We start from the raw sequence: 19,685 nt of genomic DNA on the forward strand, positions 1-19,685 counted from the left end.
AAAATATGAAAGTAACATCAAAAAAAGAAAAACGAGTTCGCCGACAAGGACGCATCCGCGCGAAGATTTCTGGTACGGAAACGCGACCACGTTTGGCTGTGTTTAAATCAAACCGATTTACCACACTTCAAGTTATTGATGATACGAAAGGGATGACGCTTGTTGCAGGTACAACGAAGGGTATGAAGAAGGGAACTGCAAAAGAAAAAGCAGCTGAACTCGGAGAGACTGTTGCAAAGGCCGCTCTCGCAAAAAAGATTACGACAGTTGTCTTTGATCGAGGGGGATTTGCATACACAGGTGTTATTCAAGAGGTTGCGGACGGTGCGCGTAAGGGGGGGCTAACATTCTAAGAAGAAGTACGGAACAATATCAAATTTCAAATAGCAAATAACCAAACTAAAACTAACCACTAACGTCTCACTTCCAATTTCCAACATTTATTATTTATGACCGACGACATTCGCACAACAGAAAATGAGGTTGATATTACAGATGCTGAAACTGTGGAAGAAATTGCTACAGCAGAAGCTATTGTTGCTCCACGTAGTACTGGCCCTGTAAGTGCGTCACGCGAAGATCGACGCATGCAGAAAAACTCTCGCCGTTCACCACGTACTCGTGCGCCACGTATTAAACCTGAATTTGATCAACGTATTATTGATATCCGTCGTGTGACTCGTGTGGTTGCTGGAGGACGTCGCTTCAGTTTCAGTGTATGTGTTGTTGCAGGTAACCGCCGTGGTTCGGTTGGTGTAGGTACAGGAAAAGCGGGCGATACAGCAGTTGCTGTAGAAAAGGCATACCGAAGCGCTCTCAAAAACAAAATCATCATTTCACAAACAGAAGATGGTTCAATTCCACACGAAGTACAAGTGAAGTACTCAAGTGGTATTGTGAAGCTCTATCCTGCTCCAGGACGCGGTATTATTGCTGGAGGTGCAGTACGTGACGTGCTCGAACTCGCAGGGGTACGCGGTGTTGGTGCAAAAATTCTTTCACGCAGTAAGAACAAGCTCAATAACGCGGCGGCAACAATCAAGGCGCTCTCGCAACTCACAAAGAACATTAAGACGCACAATATACAAAAGCACGAAACACGAAGCACGAAACACGAAGCAAATTAAATATTCTTTCGGATTTCGATATTCGAATTTCGGATTTACACAAATATGCAACTCAATAACCTAAAAAGAAAAACAGCACTAAAGAAAGGAAAGCGTGTTGGCCGTGGTGGCAAACGTGGTAAGACTTCTGGACGTGGAACGAAAGGACAAAAGGCACGTGCAGGACACCGCATTCGTCCAGAATTTCGCGACATGATCAAGAAACTTCCAAAGCGTCGCGGATACGGAAAACACCGCGCTGACAGTATTAACGATAGTCGTGTGAAGCCGTTTCCTATCAATCTTTCTGTTCTCGAGGCGGTATTTAACGCAGGTGATGCAGTTACCCCACAAACGCTCGTTGCAAAGAAAATACTTCGCGCACGCGAAGGCAACAATCCAATTGTGAAGATTCTCGGTACAGGAGCACTCACGAAGAAACTTTTAGTTTCAGGTGTGACCGTTTCAGCTAGCGCAAAAGAAAGTATCGAAAAAGCAGGTGGTTCGATTGCGTAACACACAGTGTTCTCTATGAAAAACTTTGTACAAAAATTTTCCATCATTCTGGGAGATCGCCAATTGCGAACCCGAATTCTTTTTGTTATCGGCGGACTTGCACTCACGCGTGTGTTTGCAGCGATTCCGATTCCAGGCGTTGATATCAATGCGCTTTCTCAGTTTTTTGCAAACAATCAGTTTTTTGGACTTCTCAACCTTTTTTCAGGAGGAGGTCTTTCAGGTTTGTCTATTGTGATGTTGGGTGTTGGTCCGTACATCACGGGTTCTATCATCATGCAGTTGCTCACCATTCTCTCTCCACAACTCAAGGCAATGTTTCATGAAGAAGGGGAGGCAGGGCGCCGTCGTATTGCACAGTACTCTCGCTTGCTCACTATTCCACTCGCGGCACTCTCGTCGTTTGGATTTATTACACTGTTACAGAAAAATGGTGTTATTGGTGACCTTTCAACACTTTCACTTATCACAAACATCGTTGTGATTATTGCAGGATCGGTACTTCTCATGTGGATTGGAGAGCTCATTTCTGAATTTGGTATCGGCAATGGTATGTCGCTCATCATCTTTGCGGGTATTGTGTCACGCATTCCTGGTGCCCTACAAAATTTTGCATTTACATTTACCCCAGAACAGTTGCCAATGTACCTCGCATTCTTCATTGTCGCACTTGTGATTATTATGGGTGTTGTGATTGTGACCGAAGCAGAACGACCAATTCCTATTACCTACGCAAAACAAATTCGCGGCAATAAAGTGTACGGAGGTGTATCAACATACTTGCCGCTTCGTGTGAATCAAGCAGGTGTGATGCCTATCATTTTTGCACTCTCTATTTTGTTGTTCCCGGGCATGATTGCAAACTTTCTTGCGAGCGTAACAAATCCTATTGTGCAAAAAATAGTTGCAGGTGTGCAGTGGTTTTTGAATAACGGATGGACATACGGTATTGCGTACTTCTTCCTTGTATTTTTGTTCACATACTTCTACACGGCGGTAACGTTTGACCCAGATGCAATTTCAAAGAACCTGCAACGAGGTGGTGCGTTTATTCCAGGTGTACGTCCAGGTCAATCAACGTCTGAGTACATCGCAAACATTCTCACACGATTAACACTTCTCGGCGCGCTCTTCTTAGGCGTGATTGCTATTCTTCCACTCATCATGAAAGGGTTGACGGGTATTACCTCAATTGCCGTTGGTGGTACAGGACTTCTCATCGCCGTGTCAGTTATTATCGATTTGGTGAAGAAAATTGACGCGCAGGTTTCACTCCGCGAATACTAAAACTAGCTGATAGCTTCGTTAGCTTGTTAGCTTTGAAAACAAGAAAACCGCCTACTGGCGGTTTTCTTTGTTGGTTTGACATTCTTTTTTGCGAAGTGTATTGCTCAGGAAGAACTTGTAAATTTACAAATCCACGGATATAGGAGAACTGTCATGTTTCAACACGACGATGTTATTCTCGTCGGAGTAGGCCATTGGTCATGTTCGAGGAACCCTCAAGATCTCGCGTATCCATTCTGGAGCTGGCGGGTCTCAATTGACGGAGTATTCCTCGAAGACGAAGAGTACATTAACACGGGGATCGGGATTCATGGGAAAAGTGGGGCCGACAAGCTCATCGAGCGTCTTGGCCACATCTACCCAAGCCAATTCCTGAAGATTTTTTTGATTTTCCTGTTCATGTTCCCGGTGATCACACGTTCCTGTATCTACGTCTTTCGAAGATGCTCAATCCGGAGGCGCTCTCGTGGTTCTCAAGGAATTCTTTCCGTTTGTGTTTTCAAGAGCGGAAGAGACCTTGAGTCCATAAACATCCGCCCGAAGAGACGCCTGCTCTCGGGCGGCTCTTTTATTTATGGGATGGACGAGTTTAAACCTCGCTCATACTCAGAATTTGGGTCATTTGGACTTCAAATTTGTTTCGGATTTCGATATTCGGATTTTGGATTTTTGCTATATACTTGAGATATGCAATACAACACCATCGTCATTCTTGGAAAGCCTGGTTCTGGAAAAGGTACGCAGGCAAAACTTTTATCAGACAACGTCGGATTTCCTGTGTTTTCGGCATCAGGACAACTTAAGGCTCTCGCGGCGTCACATCCAGATCTCGGTGAAGAAATTCTTAACGATATGGATCACGGTATTCTTGTGCCTCATTGGATTATTTCATATTTGTGGATTTCGGCAGTCGTTGATTTAGGGCACGACAAGGGAATTATTTTTGATGGGGCGGTTCGTAAGATGGAAGAGGCAACACTTTTTAATGAGGTAATGCAGTATTTGAAACGTCCATATGTGGTTGTCTATCTCACTATTCCTGACGAAGAATTGCGCACTCGTATTAAAGAGCGTGCGCGTGTTGAAGATCGAGCCGACGACGATGAGACCATCATCACCAAGCGTTTAGAAGAATACCAAAATAATACACAAGGTTCACTCGATTTTTTCAAACGACAGGGAACACTTCTCGAAGTTGAGGGTATGGGAACCGTTGAAGAAGTGCACGAGCGAATTATCAAAGCACTTTCCAATCAATAAAAATAATTTTGTACCGATATATCGGTACAAAAGGCATCTACACCCATTACTATGTCTCTCATTAAAACACCTGAAGATCTAGAGCTTATACGAATCGCAGGAAAACGCCTTGCTCGTATTTTGGATGTGGTCGGCAAAGCGACAGTGCCTGGCGTTTCAACACAAGAGCTTGATGAAATGACAGAAGATCTTATTCGTGCAGGAGGGGACATTCCCGCATTTCTCAACTACAAACCCGCTGGCGCTCCACGTGCATTTCCCGCAACGCTGTGTGTTTCAATAAATAATGAAGCGGTGCACGGTATTCCGCGAGAGGATCGCATTTTGAAAGAGGGAGATATTGTGAGTTTGGATACAGGACTTATCCACAAAGGGCGTGTCGCTGATATGTGTATCACCGTTGGTGTTGGTGCTATCGATGACACGGCACAACGTTTGATTGAGGTTACAAAAAAAGCTCTTTTTTTGGGTATTGATGTGGCGCGTGCTGGTGCGTACATCAATGCAATTGGAAACGTTATTGAACCGTACATTCTTTCAGAAGGATTTGAAGTGGTCGCTGACCTTGGTGGGCATGGTACAGGACTTGCGGTGCACGAAGATCCACATATTTTCCATATTGCGCAAAAAAACAAAGGCGTACAATTGTTGCCTGGCATGGTGATTACCATCGAACCAACGGTTGCTGAAGGGGAAGGTGAGGTAGATATTGCGGATGATGAGTGGACATACAAAACAGTCGACGGGTCTCGTTGCGCACAGTGGGAGCACACTATTGTGATTACCGATGGTGCACCAGAAATTTTGACGGCACTATAGGTATAGTATACGTTTTAATCAAATACTATAAAAGGGTAATGTAGTATACGCGGTATTCATTTTTTGTATTTCTAACATAAAACACAAAACACTTTGGGTGGTACTAAGGTGTTTTGTGTATACAAAAACGTAACTCTAGTCTCCACTATCAAAAAGAGTAAGTGCTGGGTATAATGAATGCAACGTCCAAAACACAAAAAGTTTCAAACTAAAACCAATCACCAACTTCTCACTCCCAACCCCTCACCTCTAGTACTATGGAAACCTTCTCATTGACGCCTGAAAAAAAGTTCACCACACCCGATGAAGAGGTTACTTTTTTGCGTGAGCGTTTAAAGCAACTTGAGACAAACGTGAATGCGGGAACACATGAACTAACGCATGAAACTCCTGAAAAAGAGGTAATACACACATATGCACAGCATGAACCGCAAAACATTCTCGCCAAAGGTCATGAAATGCTCCAACCGGAAGTTGATGCGATTGTGTTAGACCTTGCCCCAGAGGAACATGACTCGGTCATTGCGGAGCTTCTCTCGGTGATGCAAAAAAAAGGAATACGCAACGCACTTTCCATTGTCGAAAAAATGAACAACCCTCACGTGGAAGATGATTTTCACAGGTTTCTAGCTGAATATTTGAAAGAAGGACATGTTGCAAGGGGAATCAAAGAAGGCGAACCGTTGTGGAAGGCTCTCCACATGACACTTCTTGAAGTATTACTGCCATTTACCTCAAAAGAGGCACAAGAACACCAGAAACCACTCAAAGAACTCCTCTCATCGATGGAGCAATTGTATGCTGGTGCGTTGTCGGTTGCGTCTGAAAAAGGATCAAAGAAAAAATATTTTTCTCTCGAGCTTGCCGTTGAGGCGCACCTTGAACATGTAACGCTCTACATGTCGGTACCATCTGAAAAGAAGGACACTTTTGAAAAACAAATACTTTCTATTTTTCCACAAGCACGCGTGATGGAGTGCAAGAATGACTACAATATTTTTGTTCCCGAAGGAAAAACAGCTGGCTCGATTGCTGCATACGCACGATCATGTGCGTATCCGCTGAAAACGTATGAGCATTTTGATCAAGATCCACTCACCATTCTTCTTTCTGCGTTTGCAAAATTGTTGCGTGTGGGAGAAGGGGCCGCACTCCAAGTGCTTGTTCGTCCGGCTGAAACTAACTATACAGAAAAACTAAGAAAGGCGTTAGAAAAACTTTCAAAAGGAACCCCTACAAAAAAAGCTCTCGATCTCTCATCGTCATTTATTGATGATGTCGGTAAGGAAATGAAAGAGGTGAAGAAAATGTTTTTTCCTGAGAAAAAGAAAGAAGACGAAGATACAAAGCCAAAAATTATTGATGAAGTTGCTATTGAGCAGGTCAAGCAAAAAATGGCACACACAATTGTTGAGGCTAACATTCGACTTCTTGCTTCATCAACAACACAGGTGCGTTCAGACGCGATTCTTTCTGAAATGGAGGCGACGTTTAATCAACTTGAGGACCCACGTGGTAACGCTTTGAAATTTACGCGTTACACAAAGGTAAAACTTGCGAAACTTGTAAAGGATTTTGCGTTTCGGTTGTTTTCTTCCGATGCCCTACTTCCTATGAATCTCCAGGAACTTGCAACGTTTGCGCATGTACCGGCGGTGGGAAGTGACTCGTCTCGTGAATTGAAGCGCGTGAAGGCGGGGGGTTCTCCAGCGCCAGTTGATTTACCAATAGAAGGTTTGTTGCTTGGTGAAAATATATACGGAAATACCAAGACGCCTGTTTATATGACGGAGGAAGATCGACTACGTCATTTCTACTGTATCGGACAGACTGGAGTGGGAAAGACAACGCTCCTCAAAAACATGATTATTCAGGACATCAAAAATGGGGAGGGGGTGTGCATGGTTGACCCGCATGGTTCTGATCTCATGGAAGTGCTTGCAAATATTCCACCAGAACGTGTTGATGATGTCATTTACTTTGATCCAGCATATACGGCGCGACCGATGGGGCTCAATATGCTTGAGTATGATGTAACGCGCCCGGAGCAGAAGACATTTGTAGTGAATGAACTCTTTTCTATTTTTCAAAAATTGTACGAAGGTTCTCCAGAGAGTATGGGGCCAATGTTTGAGCAGTACTTCCGTAATGCAACAATGCTGGTTATTGAGGATCCAGAGACAGGAAACACGCTTTTTGACGTATCGCGTGTTATGTCAGAAAAAGCATTTCGTGATCTAAAGCTCTCGAGATGTAAAAATCCTGTGGTGGTGCAGTTTTGGCGGGAGGTTGCTGAAAAAGCTGGTGGGGAAGCATCTCTGGCAAACATGGTGCCCTACATCACGAGTAAATTCGATGTATTTCTTGCCAATGACATCATGCGTCCGATTGTGATGCAAAAACACTCCGCATTTAACTTTAGGGATATCATGGATAATCGTAAAATTCTTTTGGTGAACCTTTCCAAAGGGCGTCTCGGTGATATCAACGCAAATCTCATTGGTATGATTATTGTCGGCAAGATTCTTATGGCCGCTCTCTCCCGTGTGGACGCGGTGAGCGCTGGTCAAAAACTTCCGAATTTTTATCTGTATATTGATGAATTCCAAAATATAAGTACGGACTCTATTGCCACAATTCTTTCGGAGGCACGTAAATATAAACTAGGGCTGATTATTTTTCACCAATTTATCAAACAGTTGAGTGAAAAAATAAAAGACGCCGTGTTTGGTAACGTGGGAACGATATGTGCGTACCGTGTTGGCTCTGAAGATGCTGAATTTTTGGAAAAACAATTTGCGCCCGTCTTTACTGCATACGATTTGATGAATGTAGACAACTTCAATGGATTTTTAAAGATGTTGGTGCGCAATAAAACAGAACGCCCATTTTCACTCCATGCGTATAATTCTCCAAAAGGTGACAGGGCCACATTGGAAAAAATGAAAGAGCTTTCGTATTTGAAGTACGGTCGTCCTCGCGAAGAACTTGAAGCTGAAATTAATTCGAAGTACAAAATCTGATAGTTGAATTTTTCCTACATACTACTTTCTATATACCAGCTACCACATACTACCTACGAGTGGCTAAAATGGGTACTTTTTGGTACTATGGCTCATCGATACAACTAATAGTTAAAAAGTAATTTACGTATTTATGCAACGAAACCCAAAAGAAGAGAGGACATTTGTGATGATTAAACCCGATGGTGTTCGGAAGGGTCTTATTGGTGAAATTATTCACCGTTTTGAACAGCGCGACATGAAAATCGTTGCTCTTGAGATGTTTCAGCCAACACTGAAACAGATTGATAATCATTATCCAAAGAGCAAAGCATGGATTACGCGTCTTGGTGAAAAGACGTCGGCTACGTATGAGAAGTATGGATACTCCTTAAAGAAAGATTTTGGTACTAACGACAAGTTTCAAATAGGAAAAATGGTTCGTGGATGGCTTATTAAGTACATGGTTTCAGCACCATTGGTTAAAATGGTGGTGCAGGGCATTCATTCTGTTGATTTGGTTCGTAAAATTGTTGGTCCAACATTGCCATACATGGCTGAAATGGGAACTATTCGAGGAGATTTTTCAGCTGATTCTCCAGCGCTTGCTAATGCGGAGAAGCGTGCCGTTATGAATCTTGTGCACGCATCAGAGACACCTGAAGAAGCACTACACGAAATAGAGCACTGGTTTGGAAAGACTCCTGTCTATGCATACAAGCGATTTGGAATTGATGAAGGATAAAAATGAAAAACAAAAAAACCGCCATGTAGGCGGTTTTTTTGACCTATACACTTCACTTTTTTCTATACTGTAGCGCAACGCCTTGTCCCCCTTGTCAGGGCTCTTTCGTAGAGAGTAGGATATATGTAGGGGTTATTTTGGATATTATCTAGATCAAATTTATTGTTACAGGGAGTTCGATGTTGTCTCAAACCATACGCCTTGGTGTATGTACTCAGAACACCCACCTAGCACATGCTAGGTAACACATCTGAGATAGCCCCCACACGAGCACTTCGGCTTCCCATAGGTCGGAGTTTTCGTTTTTCAGGCCATTTCTTTCTTAATATTTGTCATTTGATATTGTTATTGCCTACTACTTCCCACGCCTCTAGCGGGGCACGCTACTTCTTTGCTATTTGAAATTTAACATTGAATTCCCCCACATTCCACATTTCAGATACCACATTCTATGTATATTTTTGCTATACTACCTACGTAGAAACAGACTTTATATACCCTAATGCAACACCATCGTGCCTTTACGACATCAAAAAATTTTCCTCTTTACTCTATTGTTCCTTGCAGTAGCTGTGTATTTTCTTAATGAAACAGGACAAGTGCACTTTTTTTACTGGAAGTACTGGTGGTATGACATCATGATGCATTTTCTCGGTGGTTTTGTTGTATCTGGATTTGGATCGTGGGTATATATTTGTCCTACCTCATCAAATAGTATGACTCTTCGACGTACACTCGCACTCTCTGTTGGTATTGGTATGAGTATTGGTATCGGCTGGGAGTTGTTTGAATATTTCAACGGTATATATGCCGATCAACCCGGCATCGTTGCTGACACGGCAGGAGATTTGTTCATGGATTGTATCGGCTCAATTGTTTCAGGGCTTGTGGTGTACTGTACATTTATACGACTACGTTGCATAGAATAACTATGTCAGACACTATGAATACACACACAGAGAAGGGGCATGTAACACTTGGATTTTATGGTGGCGTTGGTACCGTAACTGGTGCGAATTTCCTTTTAAGTACTCCGGAAGGAAACGTTATTGTTGATTGTGGTATGTTTCAGGGTATGCGTATGTGCAATCCAAATAATGCAAATATGTTTGGATATGATCTCTCGACACTCGATGCCCTCATTGTGACACACGCACATATTGATCATATTGGACGTATTCCAAAATTAGTGAAGGATGGATTCCGTGGCCCTATTTACTCAACTATCGAAACACGGGAGCTTGCCGAAGTAATGCTTCCTGACGCTGCTGGTCTCATTGTGAAAGAGGCGATTTTGTGCGGAGAAGAACCTTCATATACTGCCGAAGATGTTGCGCCAGTGTTTCTTCAGTGGAAAACGGTTCCGTACTATACGCCGTTTACCATTGCTGATATGACGTTTGAATTTAAAAATGCAGGCCACATTCTTGGTTCGGCGCTTGTGCAATGTATCCACCCGTCCGTTGGAAAGATTATATTTACAGGTGATTTGGGTAACTCGCCGTCGCTCATTATGAAAGACACGGATGTTATTGAGGATGCAAATATTTTAGTAATGGAGAGCGTGTATGGGGATCGTGTGCACGAAGAGGTGCCTGACCGTCTCGCACAATTAGAAGACGTTATTGAAAACACCATTAAAAACAAAGGTACACTTCTTATTCCAACATTTTCGATTGAACGCACACAAAATATTCTGTATGAAGTAAATATGCTCATTGAAGAAGCACGTATTCCACACATTGATGTGTATCTTGATTCGCCACTGGCGACAGCGGTAACTGAAGTGTACAAACGTCATCCAGATAACTTTAACGAAAAAACACAACAAGCGATTGCGGCGGGGGATGATGTGTTTGCGTTCAAAGGATTGAGGGTGGTGAGCTCTACACAAGAGTCAAAGGCGATTTATGAAACTCCGGGGCCAAAAATTATTATTGCTGGTTCAGGTATGTCACACGGAGGACGCATTATCGGGCACGAAAAGCATTACCTCTCAGATCCGTTGTGTACGTTGTTGATTGTTGGATATCAAACGCCGGGAAGTTTGGGGCGACAGCTCGCCGATGGTGCAAAGAAAGTTACGATCGGAAAAGAAGAAATTGATATTCACGCCACGGTGCGCTCAGTATCAGGGTATTCAGGTCACCGTGATATGAATGGCCTCATCCGTTTTGTGAATGCGACAAGTTTAACCCTACGAAAAGTGTTTGTAACAATGGGCGAGCCAAAGACATCTCAATTTTTTGCACAACGACTTCGTGACTACCTTGGTGTGAATGCTGTCTATCCAAATCTCCATGATGTGGTGGATATCTCAAAGTAGGGGACGTTAGGGGCGGGAGGTTGGAACTCGGCGATTAGTTTTAGTTTGGTTATTGGTCATTTGCTATTTGATGTTGTTTCGGATTTCGGTGTTCGTCTTTCGAATTTTCGTTGATTATTGTTGTTTGGTTATTGGATATTTGCTATTTGATGCTAATATTTAAGTGCACCTTTCTAGCTTCTAGTCTCTAATATCTAGTATCCAACCATGTCTCTCCGAAAAAAAGTAATTCACGATATAAAAATATGTGTGTCGGGTGCCGCCGAGACATCATCGTGTGGTCCACGTGCGTATGAAGTTGCAAAAGAACTCGGACGCGAAATTGCTCGGCAAGGAGCGGTGATTGTTACAGGTGCGACAACGGGTTTTCCGTTGTGGGCAGCAATGGGTGCAAAAGATGCAGGTGGGCAATCAATAGGTATTTCTCCGGCCGCGTCTGAACGCGAGCACGTTGAGGCATTTCGGTTGCCATTGGATTATATGGATATGATTGTGTACACAGGTTTTGGCTATTCTGGTCGCGATCTCATTCTCACGCGTTCCTCAGATGCAGTATTGTTTGGGTGCGGACGCATTGGGACGATTCACGAGTTTACGATTGCATTTGAAGACAATAAGCCGATTGGTATTTTGGAAGGGGAGTGGATGACCGATGAAACAATCAAAACTATTTTAGAGCGAAGCAATCGCACGCACGACAGGGTGGTGTTTGATACAAATCCAAAAAAACTCGTTGAAAAAGTGATGCTTCTCGTCAAAAAAGATAAAGCTGACGACCGCATGACTTCCAGCTACCGCCCCGCTGAAGAAGGGGATATTCTCGGCTAATTCACCGACCTGCCTGCGTAGGCAGGTCGCCCCGCCATTCTGTAGAATGGCGGGGCTCACTTCGTATGTTTATGGAGATAAAATTTTGATAAAGTCGATTACTATAGGTGGTTGCATTTCTTTAGGTCGGGGCGTAGTATTTCATCAGATTATACCCAGTTGCTTGCGAAACTATCTAGTGTGGAGGTATCCAGTGTCTTCCAAAGAGATTATTGGAAGAAGGTTAATTCTCCGTCCAATACGAGAGGGTGATCTCCAACTTCTCTACGAGTGGCGTAATGAGATACATTTCCGAAACCGATGCTCAAACCGGAAGTATAAAGTTACTTTCCAGGAGTTTATCTCTGAAATTCGTGCTGATTTTTCAAAAGATCGACACGAACAGTGGATAATCTTGAGGAAGCCATCACGGGGTCCGGTTGGAACAGTTTACACCTACAACTTTGACAAAGACGGAAAACACAGCTTTCTAAGTCTGTATGCCGTTCCGCGTCTCTGGGGTTCGGGTCTCGGGGTTGAGTGTCTGGCTCTTCTCGCGGAGTATCTGTTCGGCGAGTTTGAGCTGTACAAGTTATATATGGACGTATATGAGTACAACGCTCGAGTTGTTTCAGCACTAACAAAAGCGGGACTTTCCGTTGAGGGAAGATTCAGGGGTCATAGACTTTTAAGAGGAAAGCGCTACGATGTTGTTAGGTTTGCTCTATACCCAGACGTGTTGTTCAAACACGAAAAGCTCATAAGGTCTTTTCAGGTACACAACGCGGAAAGGAGGTGATATACGTGAGCAAGTACAGCGAGAAGGACGCCAGCAAGGATACAGGCTCCTCTTCTAAGGAGACCTCTCGTTCCTGGCATGACGCTCGAGATGACTCTGGTGCTCGTAGTGGTGGAGACAAGGAGCATTTTGAGAGTGCTCCTTCGTGGGCAGACTCAACCACAGAGTCAGGTATTTCGCTTTTTCCCGAAAGAAGTTCGTCGGGCGGAAGCGGCAAGTAGCACAGGGTAGTACAATGATGGGGGTGCTGAAGCCGGCATCCCCATTTTCTATACGACAATCATGGATATTCGAAAACTAAAAATTAAAGCGGGAGAGTATTGTCTTGTTATATATCAAGATGCTTCGTATGCGTATCAGTTGCCAAAAATAAAAAATACTTTTTTATATCCAAAACTTTCAAAAAGCGTCGGGCGTGTGCGACTACTTCACAGAGACTATCTTGATTTGGGTACGGTATGGGTTTGTGAAACAGATATGTTTAAAAATGGTCTCATCATTCCCATGTCTGCGATACGTTCTATCAAAAGGTTATCTTTGTATGGTAAAAAATAATGACAAAAAGAAGAAGGTGACAATCTATTGGAACGATATTTTTGTGTACCACGACGGTGCAATACATAAACCAACCCCCGCATATACCGAGGGTGAACTGATACGTCAGAATAAGAGGTTTCTGTTTCTAAAGAATCCAGAGACGATCCTCTTCTCCCCTCGTGGTCCCAAAAATCATCCAAACAGAAAAGCGAAGTGGTATGTCATCCCACGTGTTTTGATATCAAGTATAGTGTATGTTGAAAAAAAATAGCACAACAAAAAATATCGAACTGTTTACGTGGAGTATTAAAAAAACAAATCCACTCAATCCTCTTGGTCATGATGTGACTGTTTGCACGGCAGGGTTTGTTGTACGGGAATCAAAAACATATGTCTGGGTTGCTAACTCCGAAGGAAATAGCGGATACCTAGATATCAACCGTATACCTAAAAATGATATTATTTCTAGGGCTAGGTTTTAAAATAGGAGAATCTGGTCTATAGGGGATAGAAATACCCTTACATACATGGTTTTTTGTTTGTTTGAGTGGAAGCTACTGAACCATAACGGTGAGGTTGACAATGTGTTTCTTTGTGATATAATAGAAATCAGAAAACATGTGGGACGACCCCCTCATGTAGAAATAGGAGGATGCCATGAACTGGGTGACGGGATCTGTTCTCGCGCTCGTCTGTTGGGCGGCGATTTACGTTTTCGCCGCAAAAGCTGCGCACAACGGGGCAGAGATCAATCTTGTCCTCGAAGTGCTCGGATCCCTCGCTGTCGTGGCCTTCATGTGCCGTAACATCAGCTGGGGCATGATCAAGGCCAACGAGGTCACCCTCGAGTCCTGCCTCTACGGACTTGCGGGCGGTGTGCTCTACGGACTGGGGCTGTATTTTTCCCTCTCCGTGTTCACGAGCACTCCCGAACGTATCAACGAGAGTTCGGTTATCGCTGGGATGAATCCCGTCCTGGCGGTGGTTCTCATCCTCATCGTCCAGAAGTTGTTCCCAAAGTTCATCAGTGAGGTGGGGACGCTTCGGCCGACGCAGTGGGCCGGTGTACTGTTCGCCGCTCTGGCCCTTGTCCTGATTACGTGGGACGAGGGGTGGACCGAAGGTATCACCACTGCTGTTAAGAAGTTCTTTTAACCAACGACTGGTTGTCGTTGATGCAGCCACAGGATTAGGAACCCTGTGGCTTTTGCGTTCTTAGGTTTTTGATAGATAATGGATAGTACTAATTTTAACCTTATATGGAAACAATCAACTTTGGTGAGCATCTAACAATTGATGGATACGACGGTAACCCGGACAAACTCAACGACAAAGAGCTCGTGTTGTCATGTTTACACGAACTTCCAAAATTGCTAGGCATGGGTATTCTTTCAGAACCACAAATATTTTTTGCTAAAGGAGATGACCAGAAAGACCCAGGTGGATGGAGCGGATTTGTGGTTATTATCGAAAGCCATATCAGCATTCACACATTTCCAAAGCGAAAATTTTTAAGTGCGGATGTGTACACGTGTAAAAATGGTTTAGATGTTGATTTTATTCTAGATTTTTTTAAGAAGAAATTTGAACTTCAGGAGATAGAAAAAAATTTCATTAAACGTGGGACGCGATACCCTCTGCACGATATAGTGTAGTTCGTGTGGAATTACAGGTACCCCCATTTTTTTAGTTTTTCTTCATCTTTTTCAACAAAAGATTTTGCAAGATCATTTCTATAAAACATTTTGGGAATGTGGATGTCTTCAATGCGTCTGTACAAAAGCTTTTGAGCCTCGGGAACCGTATTGGCAAGCGCAGTAACATACATCGCGTATCCTCTATCGCCAGAGATAAAGTAACTTTCTTCTTCCTTTTTTGATATTTCTTCAAAATGTATATGTTTAATTTCTTCTGTGGCGTATGGACCAAGGGTAACAGGAACTCCGCGACTTGAGATGGGGTGGCCTTTAAAGTGAAATGGAAATGGCGGGAGAGCAATTGTGGCCACAATGCCGTAACCAGGCTTCCACTTCAAGTCATAGGGCTCTCCACTAGCAACTGCAAATAAAAATTCACCCCATGGAGAAGAGTGAATTTCAGTGTGAAGGTGAATTATTGGGCAACCAAAACGAGCTGTTGCTTCAGTGGGGAATGCGCCGTTTTCATTAACAATACAATTGATACTAAAATCCCCACGAAAATCAGCTTTTTGTAAAAAAGGTTTGATTTTCGCGAGGGTTTCCTGAAACAATGTGTTGTTTTCGTTGTCGTCGTACCATGCAAGGGTTCCCATTTCAAATGTCGTTGGGCCAATGTCGCCAGGGAAGAGACGTTTGTGTTCTAGGCTTATTTCTATCGGTCCTACCCAGTCTTTTCCATTAAAATATCTTGCAGCACCGATTTCTATCCCGTCTATTTTTTTATGGAGGGTAATTCTGTCATATCCGTAGCCGCTCACTTCTTTGTAGTTTTCAAGCACGCAGATTGTATCTTCACCGCTCTCTAGACATCCAACATAGTTAAATTCTTTTTCGGGACCATTTTGTTTTATCACCCACGTACCTTTATTCTCCCTAATAAAATCGATTGCCTTATCAATATCGGTAAAATCGAGGAGGGGCACAGTTTTTATTCCATGGTGTCTAAAGATCTCTTGCCCGAAGTAGCGATTTGTTTCGAGTCGCTCTCCAAATTCGGAACCACCGAACACTCTATATCCACTTGCCCTGAGTCTATTCTGGATTCTGGCGAATCCAACATCATCAAAAACAATAAGTCCATCTTCGCCGACCCAAGATAGCTCAGCGTGCCAGTCCAAGGTTTGGGTAATGAGCCCCTTTAAGTTGTCGCGCCTGTCAGGGTCATCAATATAGAGCTTAACTTCATGCCCCTCGTCCTGAAGGATGAGGGCAAGATTTCCGGCAAGTAGGTCCTTTGAGATAAATAGTATTTTCATGTAAGATGGTATATGTCATAGTAACTGTATATGGACAAAAAATCAAAACTCCTAATAGGTCTTGTAGTGCTCGCCGTTTTCTTGTCAGTGAGCTACACATTTTATAAAAGTGTTATTTTGAAAGACATTCGGTTTATTAATACTGATGTAGGAACGCCACAAGAGGTGGTTGAGACTATTTGATAACTCTATGATTACTGAGAAAAAAAATGAAAAGTATTGGTCAATGACAGAGGGTGTATTTAATTGTCTGATTGATTCTAAAAGAACACTTGCTTTTGGAAAAGCAATAAAAAATACAGTAAAACCAGGTGATGTTGTGGTTGACACCGGAGCTGGTTCGGGTGTTTTAGCAATGCTTGCTGCTGATGCAGGTGCTCGAATTGTGTATGCGATTGAAGTTGATAAAAAAAATAGTGATTTTCTTCAAAAAACCTTTGAAATGAATGGATATGATAAAAAAATTAAACTTATAAAGGGTGATGCGACCAAGGTTGATCTTCCGGAAAAGGTCGATTTTATTATGTGTGAAATGATAGCAACAGGTTTAATTGAAGAGCTTCAAATACCGGCAATGAACAATATTTTGCGTTTTGCTAAGAAAAAAACAAAAGTATTGTTAGAAAAATATGATAATTATGTCGATCTTGTATTCAATAAAAATTTTTTCTACGGACATGAATTTCCAATTGTTCGATATGAATATGCCGATTTAAAAAATTTAAAATCAAAAGTTCTTACGAAAAAATATCGTTATTCAACCACAAATCTTTCAAGGATTAATACGAATTCTATTGTCGATACGAGTATGAGCATTAAAATTACTCACCCAGGTTTGCTCAATGCAATTCGTATAAGTAGCGAAAGTATGTTTTGTGATAAAACAAAATTCTGGGATTCGTTTGCGTATAGTTACCCGATACTCCTTCCTGTAGATGCTCAAAATGTAAAACAGGGAGACGTTTTGAAACTTAATCTAAAATATGAAATGTGTGGAGGATTTAAGACGCTAAGTTATTCTTTGGTAAAAAAATAAAAGTAGTTATTTTTATGAATATTCCATATTGTGAAGGTACGCCAAATTTTCTTTATATTTTTGATACTAGTTTTGCTCCAACCCTGCTTTTTTATGCTTATGTGCCCGTCGTGTGTGTTGCTCTTTTTTTGGGAATTTTTGTTTTAATAAAAGACAAGAATTCATTACTTAGTAAGATTTTATTTGCAATTTCTCTTGCGTTTTCACTTTGGACTCTAAATATAATTGCGCAGTGGTTGACCCCCGCGTCACACCTCAACTACTTTTTTTGGCAGATTACACCACTTTTAGAGATTTTTATTCCGATTCTTCTTGTTTATTTTGCTTATGTGTTTTTATGGAAAAAAGATATAAGTATTTTAGGTAAAAATATTGGTTTTTTGGCCCTGGTCCCAGTTTTGATGTTGCTTCCGACAACATACAACATGAGTGCTTTTGATCCGAGTGCCTGTGAATCTGTAGTTGGACCACTTCTTGGATATGTGTACGGAATCGAAATTTTATCTATATTGTTTATAGTTTTTCTTGGCGTAAGGAGATATGCACAAAAAAATATTTCCATCTCTTTTTTACAGGTGTTGTTAGTTACTCTTGGCTCAGCTCTGTTTCTAGGTATTTTTTCGGCAACAAATATTTTTGGTGAATTAACCAAGCTATATGAAATAAACCTCATTGGTCCGATAGGGATGGTTTTATTTCTTGCTCTGCTTGCATACATGATGGTGAAGTTTTATGTCTTTAACACTCGTGTTATCGGAACACAAATGCTTGTGGCGGTGCTCTCTGTTCTTGTGTTCGCGATGTTGTTTGTGAGAAAAATTGAAAATATTAGGTACGTTATTATTGTGACTTTAGGATTAGTTTTTGCCGTCGGGGTTGCATTGGTTAAAAGTGTGAAGCACGAAATTACCTTGCGCGAAGAAACGCAGAAGCTTGCGAAGAATTTGGAATTTGCGAACATGCGTCAACTTGAGACCATGCGGTTCATCACACACGAAGTTAAGGGATATTTGACGGACGCGTCTGCGGGGTTTGATGCCATCACGAGTGGAAGTTTTGGTCCTGTTGCCTCAGACATTAAAGACATGTCACAAGAAGCACTTGCCCGTGTGCAGTATGGTGTGAATGAAGTAAAAAACTTCTTGCATGTGTCTGACTTTAAGACGGGAAAGGTAACATATGCCATGGAGAAAATAAATCTCACAGAGCTTCTCGTAAAAAGTGCTGAAGAGCTCAAAAAACGTGCGTCAGATAAAAAACTTACACTGGCGGTGAGCGTTCCAGAAGGGGATATGTGCACGATCTTGGGAGATGCTGATTATATCGTCAATCACATCTTGAAAAACCTTATCGATAACGCCATCAACTACACACCAGAGGGTTCGGTGACGGTGTCTCTTGCACACAAAGATGGTAAGGTGCTCTTCTCGGTGAAAGATAGTGGTGTTGGTTTGACGGATGAGGATAAGAAAGTGCTCTTCACTGAGGGTGGACGTGGAAAAGATTCACGCACCGTGAACGTGCACAGTACTGGTTATGGTCTCTTTATCGCAAAGCAAATTGTTACTGCACACAACGGACGCATCTGGGCCGAGTCCGGAGGACGAGGTAAAGGCTCCACTTTCCTCGTCGAATTCCCCGAAGTGTAGGCATGGTGTAGTATGTGTGGATTATGAAAAGAGAGGTTGAAATATTGGCGGAGGTATTTGATACGAAGAAAGCGGCTCTACGCAAGCTCAAAGGTTTGACGTTTCAGGGCAATAAAAAGACCCTAGACGTGTATTTTTTTGACCCTAAGAGAAAAGACCTACAACCAGACAAGCGTGGTCAACTAAAGCAGTGTTTGCGGGTTAGAAGTAAGGATGGAAAAGCATCCGTTGCATATAAGGTAGACCATTTTGATACGAAAGGGGTGTGGCTCTATTCAGATGAATATGAGACAGCGGTTGAGAATTTTTTGAAGACAGAAGAGATTTTTAAGAAGTTGGGATTGAAAGAATTGGTGCGGATAGAAAACACCAAGTCAACATTTGTAAATGATATCTATGAAGTTGTTCTTGAAGATGTTAAGGGTTTAGGTCTTTTTATGGAGGTTGAAAGGCACAATGTTGGCGCTCGGGAAAATATTGTAAAGGTGAAAAAAGAGATTGTGGATTGGATACAAAAAATGGGTATACGTGTGAGTGCTGAGCTTACGATGGGTAAACCAGAATTAATGTTACGAAAGAAAAAGGAGAAGTAGGGCACAGGCTCCACCCTCCTCGTCAAATTCCCTGGGGTGTAGGAGATAAAATTTTGATAAAGTCGAAAGTTGCTAAACCTTGACAACAGTTTTTGTAGTGATATAGTAAATTTACCCACTATTTTGGGCACACATACTATGACAACAACTTCTCACATTTCGAATATTGAAACATCTTGGATGCGCGGTAGCGTTGTGCTTCCTGCATTCAAGAAAAACGCTCGTTTTTCAGCGTTTTCAAGCCATA

21 protein-coding genes are annotated in these 19,685 nt (G+C 42.4%); 20 read left to right on the plus strand and 1 reads right to left on the minus strand.

Features of this window, described 5'->3' with window-relative positions:
* Positions 1 to 5: 5 nt before the first annotated feature.
* The 16 genes from IPJ70_03525 to IPJ70_03600 all read left to right on the plus strand — a co-directional run bounded on the left by IPJ70_03525 (position 6) and on the right by IPJ70_03600 (position 14,859).
* A complete protein-coding gene (locus IPJ70_03525) occupies positions 6 to 353 on the plus strand; it encodes a 50S ribosomal protein L18 (protein ID QQR82323.1) in 348 nt (115 codons plus the stop codon).
* A 234-nt stretch (positions 354 to 587) separates the two neighbouring features.
* Positions 588 to 1,127 carry a 30S ribosomal protein S5 gene (locus IPJ70_03530; GenBank protein QQR82923.1) on the plus strand — a complete coding sequence of 180 codons (540 nt, stop codon included), beginning with the start codon at positions 588 to 590 and terminating at the stop codon, positions 1,125 to 1,127.
* Between the two features lie 45 nt (positions 1,128 to 1,172).
* On the plus strand, positions 1,173 to 1,622 hold the full coding sequence (gene rplO, locus IPJ70_03535; protein QQR82324.1) for a 50S ribosomal protein L15: 450 nt from the start codon (positions 1,173 to 1,175) through the stop codon (positions 1,620 to 1,622).
* 15 nt (positions 1,623 to 1,637) lie between these two features.
* Entirely contained in the window at positions 1,638 to 2,909 is a 1,272-nt protein-coding gene (gene secY, locus IPJ70_03540; protein QQR82325.1) for a preprotein translocase subunit SecY, read from the plus strand.
* A gap of 687 nt (positions 2,910 to 3,596) precedes the next feature.
* Positions 3,597 to 4,169 carry a nucleoside monophosphate kinase gene (locus tag IPJ70_03545; GenBank protein QQR82326.1) on the plus strand — a complete coding sequence of 191 codons (573 nt, stop codon included), beginning with the start codon at positions 3,597 to 3,599 and terminating at the stop codon, positions 4,167 to 4,169.
* A gap of 51 nt (positions 4,170 to 4,220) precedes the next feature.
* Positions 4,221 to 4,988, plus strand: a complete 768-nt coding sequence (gene map / locus IPJ70_03550; protein QQR82327.1) for a type I methionyl aminopeptidase — start codon at positions 4,221 to 4,223, stop codon at positions 4,986 to 4,988.
* A gap of 257 nt (positions 4,989 to 5,245) precedes the next feature.
* A complete protein-coding gene (locus IPJ70_03555; GenBank protein ID QQR82328.1) occupies positions 5,246 to 8,011 on the plus strand; it encodes a TraM recognition domain-containing protein in 2,766 nt (921 codons plus the stop codon).
* A gap of 133 nt (positions 8,012 to 8,144) precedes the next feature.
* On the plus strand, positions 8,145 to 8,735 hold the full coding sequence (locus IPJ70_03560; protein ID QQR82329.1) for a nucleoside-diphosphate kinase: 591 nt from the start codon (positions 8,145 to 8,147) through the stop codon (positions 8,733 to 8,735).
* A 554-nt stretch (positions 8,736 to 9,289) separates the two neighbouring features.
* Positions 9,290 to 9,664 carry a hypothetical protein gene (locus tag IPJ70_03565; protein ID QQR82330.1) on the plus strand — a complete coding sequence of 125 codons (375 nt, stop codon included), beginning with the start codon at positions 9,290 to 9,292 and terminating at the stop codon, positions 9,662 to 9,664.
* A 2-nt stretch (positions 9,665 to 9,666) separates the two neighbouring features.
* Complete coding sequence (locus IPJ70_03570; protein ID QQR82331.1) at positions 9,667 to 11,061, plus strand: MBL fold metallo-hydrolase; 1,395 nt, start codon at positions 9,667 to 9,669, stop codon at positions 11,059 to 11,061.
* Positions 11,062 to 11,268: 207 nt separating this feature from the next.
* Positions 11,269 to 11,889 (plus strand): hypothetical protein, encoded by a 621-nt coding sequence (locus IPJ70_03575; GenBank protein ID QQR82332.1) that lies wholly within the window; start codon positions 11,269 to 11,271, stop codon positions 11,887 to 11,889.
* Positions 11,890 to 12,082: 193 nt separating this feature from the next.
* Entirely contained in the window at positions 12,083 to 12,667 is a 585-nt protein-coding gene (locus IPJ70_03580; GenBank protein QQR82333.1) for a GNAT family N-acetyltransferase, read from the plus strand.
* Positions 12,668 to 12,949: 282 nt separating this feature from the next.
* Positions 12,950 to 13,222, plus strand: coding sequence for a hypothetical protein (locus IPJ70_03585; GenBank protein ID QQR82334.1), 273 nt, complete (start codon positions 12,950 to 12,952; stop codon positions 13,220 to 13,222).
* Positions 13,223 to 13,458: 236 nt separating this feature from the next.
* Positions 13,459 to 13,686: a hypothetical protein gene (locus tag IPJ70_03590; GenBank protein QQR82335.1), complete on the plus strand. Its 228-nt coding sequence runs from the start codon at positions 13,459 to 13,461 to the stop codon at positions 13,684 to 13,686.
* 175 nt (positions 13,687 to 13,861) lie between these two features.
* Positions 13,862 to 14,359, plus strand: coding sequence for a hypothetical protein (locus tag IPJ70_03595; GenBank protein ID QQR82336.1), 498 nt, complete (start codon positions 13,862 to 13,864; stop codon positions 14,357 to 14,359).
* A gap of 104 nt (positions 14,360 to 14,463) precedes the next feature.
* Positions 14,464 to 14,859 carry an S-adenosylmethionine decarboxylase gene (locus IPJ70_03600; protein ID QQR82337.1) on the plus strand — a complete coding sequence of 132 codons (396 nt, stop codon included), beginning with the start codon at positions 14,464 to 14,466 and terminating at the stop codon, positions 14,857 to 14,859.
* 11 nt (positions 14,860 to 14,870) lie between these two features.
* Here the strand turns inward: IPJ70_03600 and IPJ70_03605 are convergent, their stop codons facing one another.
* The gene (locus tag IPJ70_03605; GenBank protein QQR82338.1) at positions 14,871 to 16,160 is read right to left on the minus strand and encodes a hypothetical protein; all 1,290 of its coding nucleotides are present in this window, start codon (positions 16,158 to 16,160) and stop codon (positions 14,871 to 14,873) included.
* Between the two features lie 30 nt (positions 16,161 to 16,190).
* Between IPJ70_03605 and IPJ70_03610 the strand changes: the two genes are divergently transcribed.
* The 4 genes from IPJ70_03610 to cyaB are packed head-to-tail and all read left to right on the plus strand — an operon-like array spanning position 16,191 to position 19,438.
* Positions 16,191 to 16,343 carry a hypothetical protein gene (locus IPJ70_03610; protein QQR82339.1) on the plus strand — a complete coding sequence of 51 codons (153 nt, stop codon included), beginning with the start codon at positions 16,191 to 16,193 and terminating at the stop codon, positions 16,341 to 16,343.
* Positions 16,344 to 16,350: 7 nt separating this feature from the next.
* On the plus strand, positions 16,351 to 17,196 hold the full coding sequence (locus IPJ70_03615) for a 50S ribosomal protein L11 methyltransferase (GenBank protein ID QQR82340.1): 846 nt from the start codon (positions 16,351 to 16,353) through the stop codon (positions 17,194 to 17,196).
* A gap of 14 nt (positions 17,197 to 17,210) precedes the next feature.
* The gene (locus tag IPJ70_03620) at positions 17,211 to 18,845 is read left to right on the plus strand and encodes a hypothetical protein (GenBank protein ID QQR82341.1); all 1,635 of its coding nucleotides are present in this window, start codon (positions 17,211 to 17,213) and stop codon (positions 18,843 to 18,845) included.
* Between the two features lie 23 nt (positions 18,846 to 18,868).
* The gene (gene cyaB, locus IPJ70_03625; GenBank protein ID QQR82342.1) at positions 18,869 to 19,438 is read left to right on the plus strand and encodes a class IV adenylate cyclase; all 570 of its coding nucleotides are present in this window, start codon (positions 18,869 to 18,871) and stop codon (positions 19,436 to 19,438) included.
* Positions 19,439 to 19,685 lie beyond the last annotated feature (247 nt).

It is taken from the genome of Candidatus Campbellbacteria bacterium, assembly GCA_016699465.1.
GTDB lineage: Bacteria > Patescibacteriota > Minisyncoccia > Phycocordibacterales > EsbW-18 > EsbW-18.

Bases quoted from the DNA above. Each gene is read 5' to 3' on its own strand.
- IPJ70_03525 (QQR82323.1), top strand. From the start codon at position 6: ATGAAAGTAACATCAAAAAAAGAAAAACGAGTTCGCCGACAAGGACGC.
- IPJ70_03530 (QQR82923.1), top strand. From the start codon at position 588: ATGCAGAAAAACTCTCGCCGTTCACCACGTACTCGTGCGCCACGTATT.
- rplO (QQR82324.1), top strand. From the start codon at position 1,173: ATGCAACTCAATAACCTAAAAAGAAAAACAGCACTAAAGAAAGGAAAG.
- secY (QQR82325.1), top strand. From the start codon at position 1,638: ATGAAAAACTTTGTACAAAAATTTTCCATCATTCTGGGAGATCGCCAA.
- IPJ70_03545 (QQR82326.1), top strand. From the start codon at position 3,597: ATGCAATACAACACCATCGTCATTCTTGGAAAGCCTGGTTCTGGAAAA.
- map (QQR82327.1), top strand. From the start codon at position 4,221: ATGTCTCTCATTAAAACACCTGAAGATCTAGAGCTTATACGAATCGCA.
- IPJ70_03555 (QQR82328.1), top strand. From the start codon at position 5,246: ATGGAAACCTTCTCATTGACGCCTGAAAAAAAGTTCACCACACCCGAT.
- IPJ70_03560 (QQR82329.1), top strand. From the start codon at position 8,145: ATGCAACGAAACCCAAAAGAAGAGAGGACATTTGTGATGATTAAACCC.
- IPJ70_03570 (QQR82331.1), top strand. From the start codon at position 9,667: ATGTCAGACACTATGAATACACACACAGAGAAGGGGCATGTAACACTT.
- IPJ70_03575 (QQR82332.1), top strand. From the start codon at position 11,269: ATGTCTCTCCGAAAAAAAGTAATTCACGATATAAAAATATGTGTGTCG.
- IPJ70_03585 (QQR82334.1), top strand. From the start codon at position 12,950: ATGGATATTCGAAAACTAAAAATTAAAGCGGGAGAGTATTGTCTTGTT.
- IPJ70_03590 (QQR82335.1), top strand. From the start codon at position 13,459: ATGTTGAAAAAAAATAGCACAACAAAAAATATCGAACTGTTTACGTGG.
- IPJ70_03595 (QQR82336.1), top strand. From the start codon at position 13,862: ATGAACTGGGTGACGGGATCTGTTCTCGCGCTCGTCTGTTGGGCGGCG.
- IPJ70_03600 (QQR82337.1), top strand. From the start codon at position 14,464: ATGGAAACAATCAACTTTGGTGAGCATCTAACAATTGATGGATACGAC.
- IPJ70_03605 (QQR82338.1), bottom strand. From the start codon at position 16,160: ATGAAAATACTATTTATCTCAAAGGACCTACTTGCCGGAAATCTTGCC.
- IPJ70_03610 (QQR82339.1), top strand. From the start codon at position 16,191: ATGGACAAAAAATCAAAACTCCTAATAGGTCTTGTAGTGCTCGCCGTT.
- IPJ70_03615 (QQR82340.1), top strand. From the start codon at position 16,351: ATGATTACTGAGAAAAAAAATGAAAAGTATTGGTCAATGACAGAGGGT.
- IPJ70_03620 (QQR82341.1), top strand. From the start codon at position 17,211: ATGAATATTCCATATTGTGAAGGTACGCCAAATTTTCTTTATATTTTT.
- cyaB (QQR82342.1), top strand. From the start codon at position 18,869: ATGAAAAGAGAGGTTGAAATATTGGCGGAGGTATTTGATACGAAGAAA.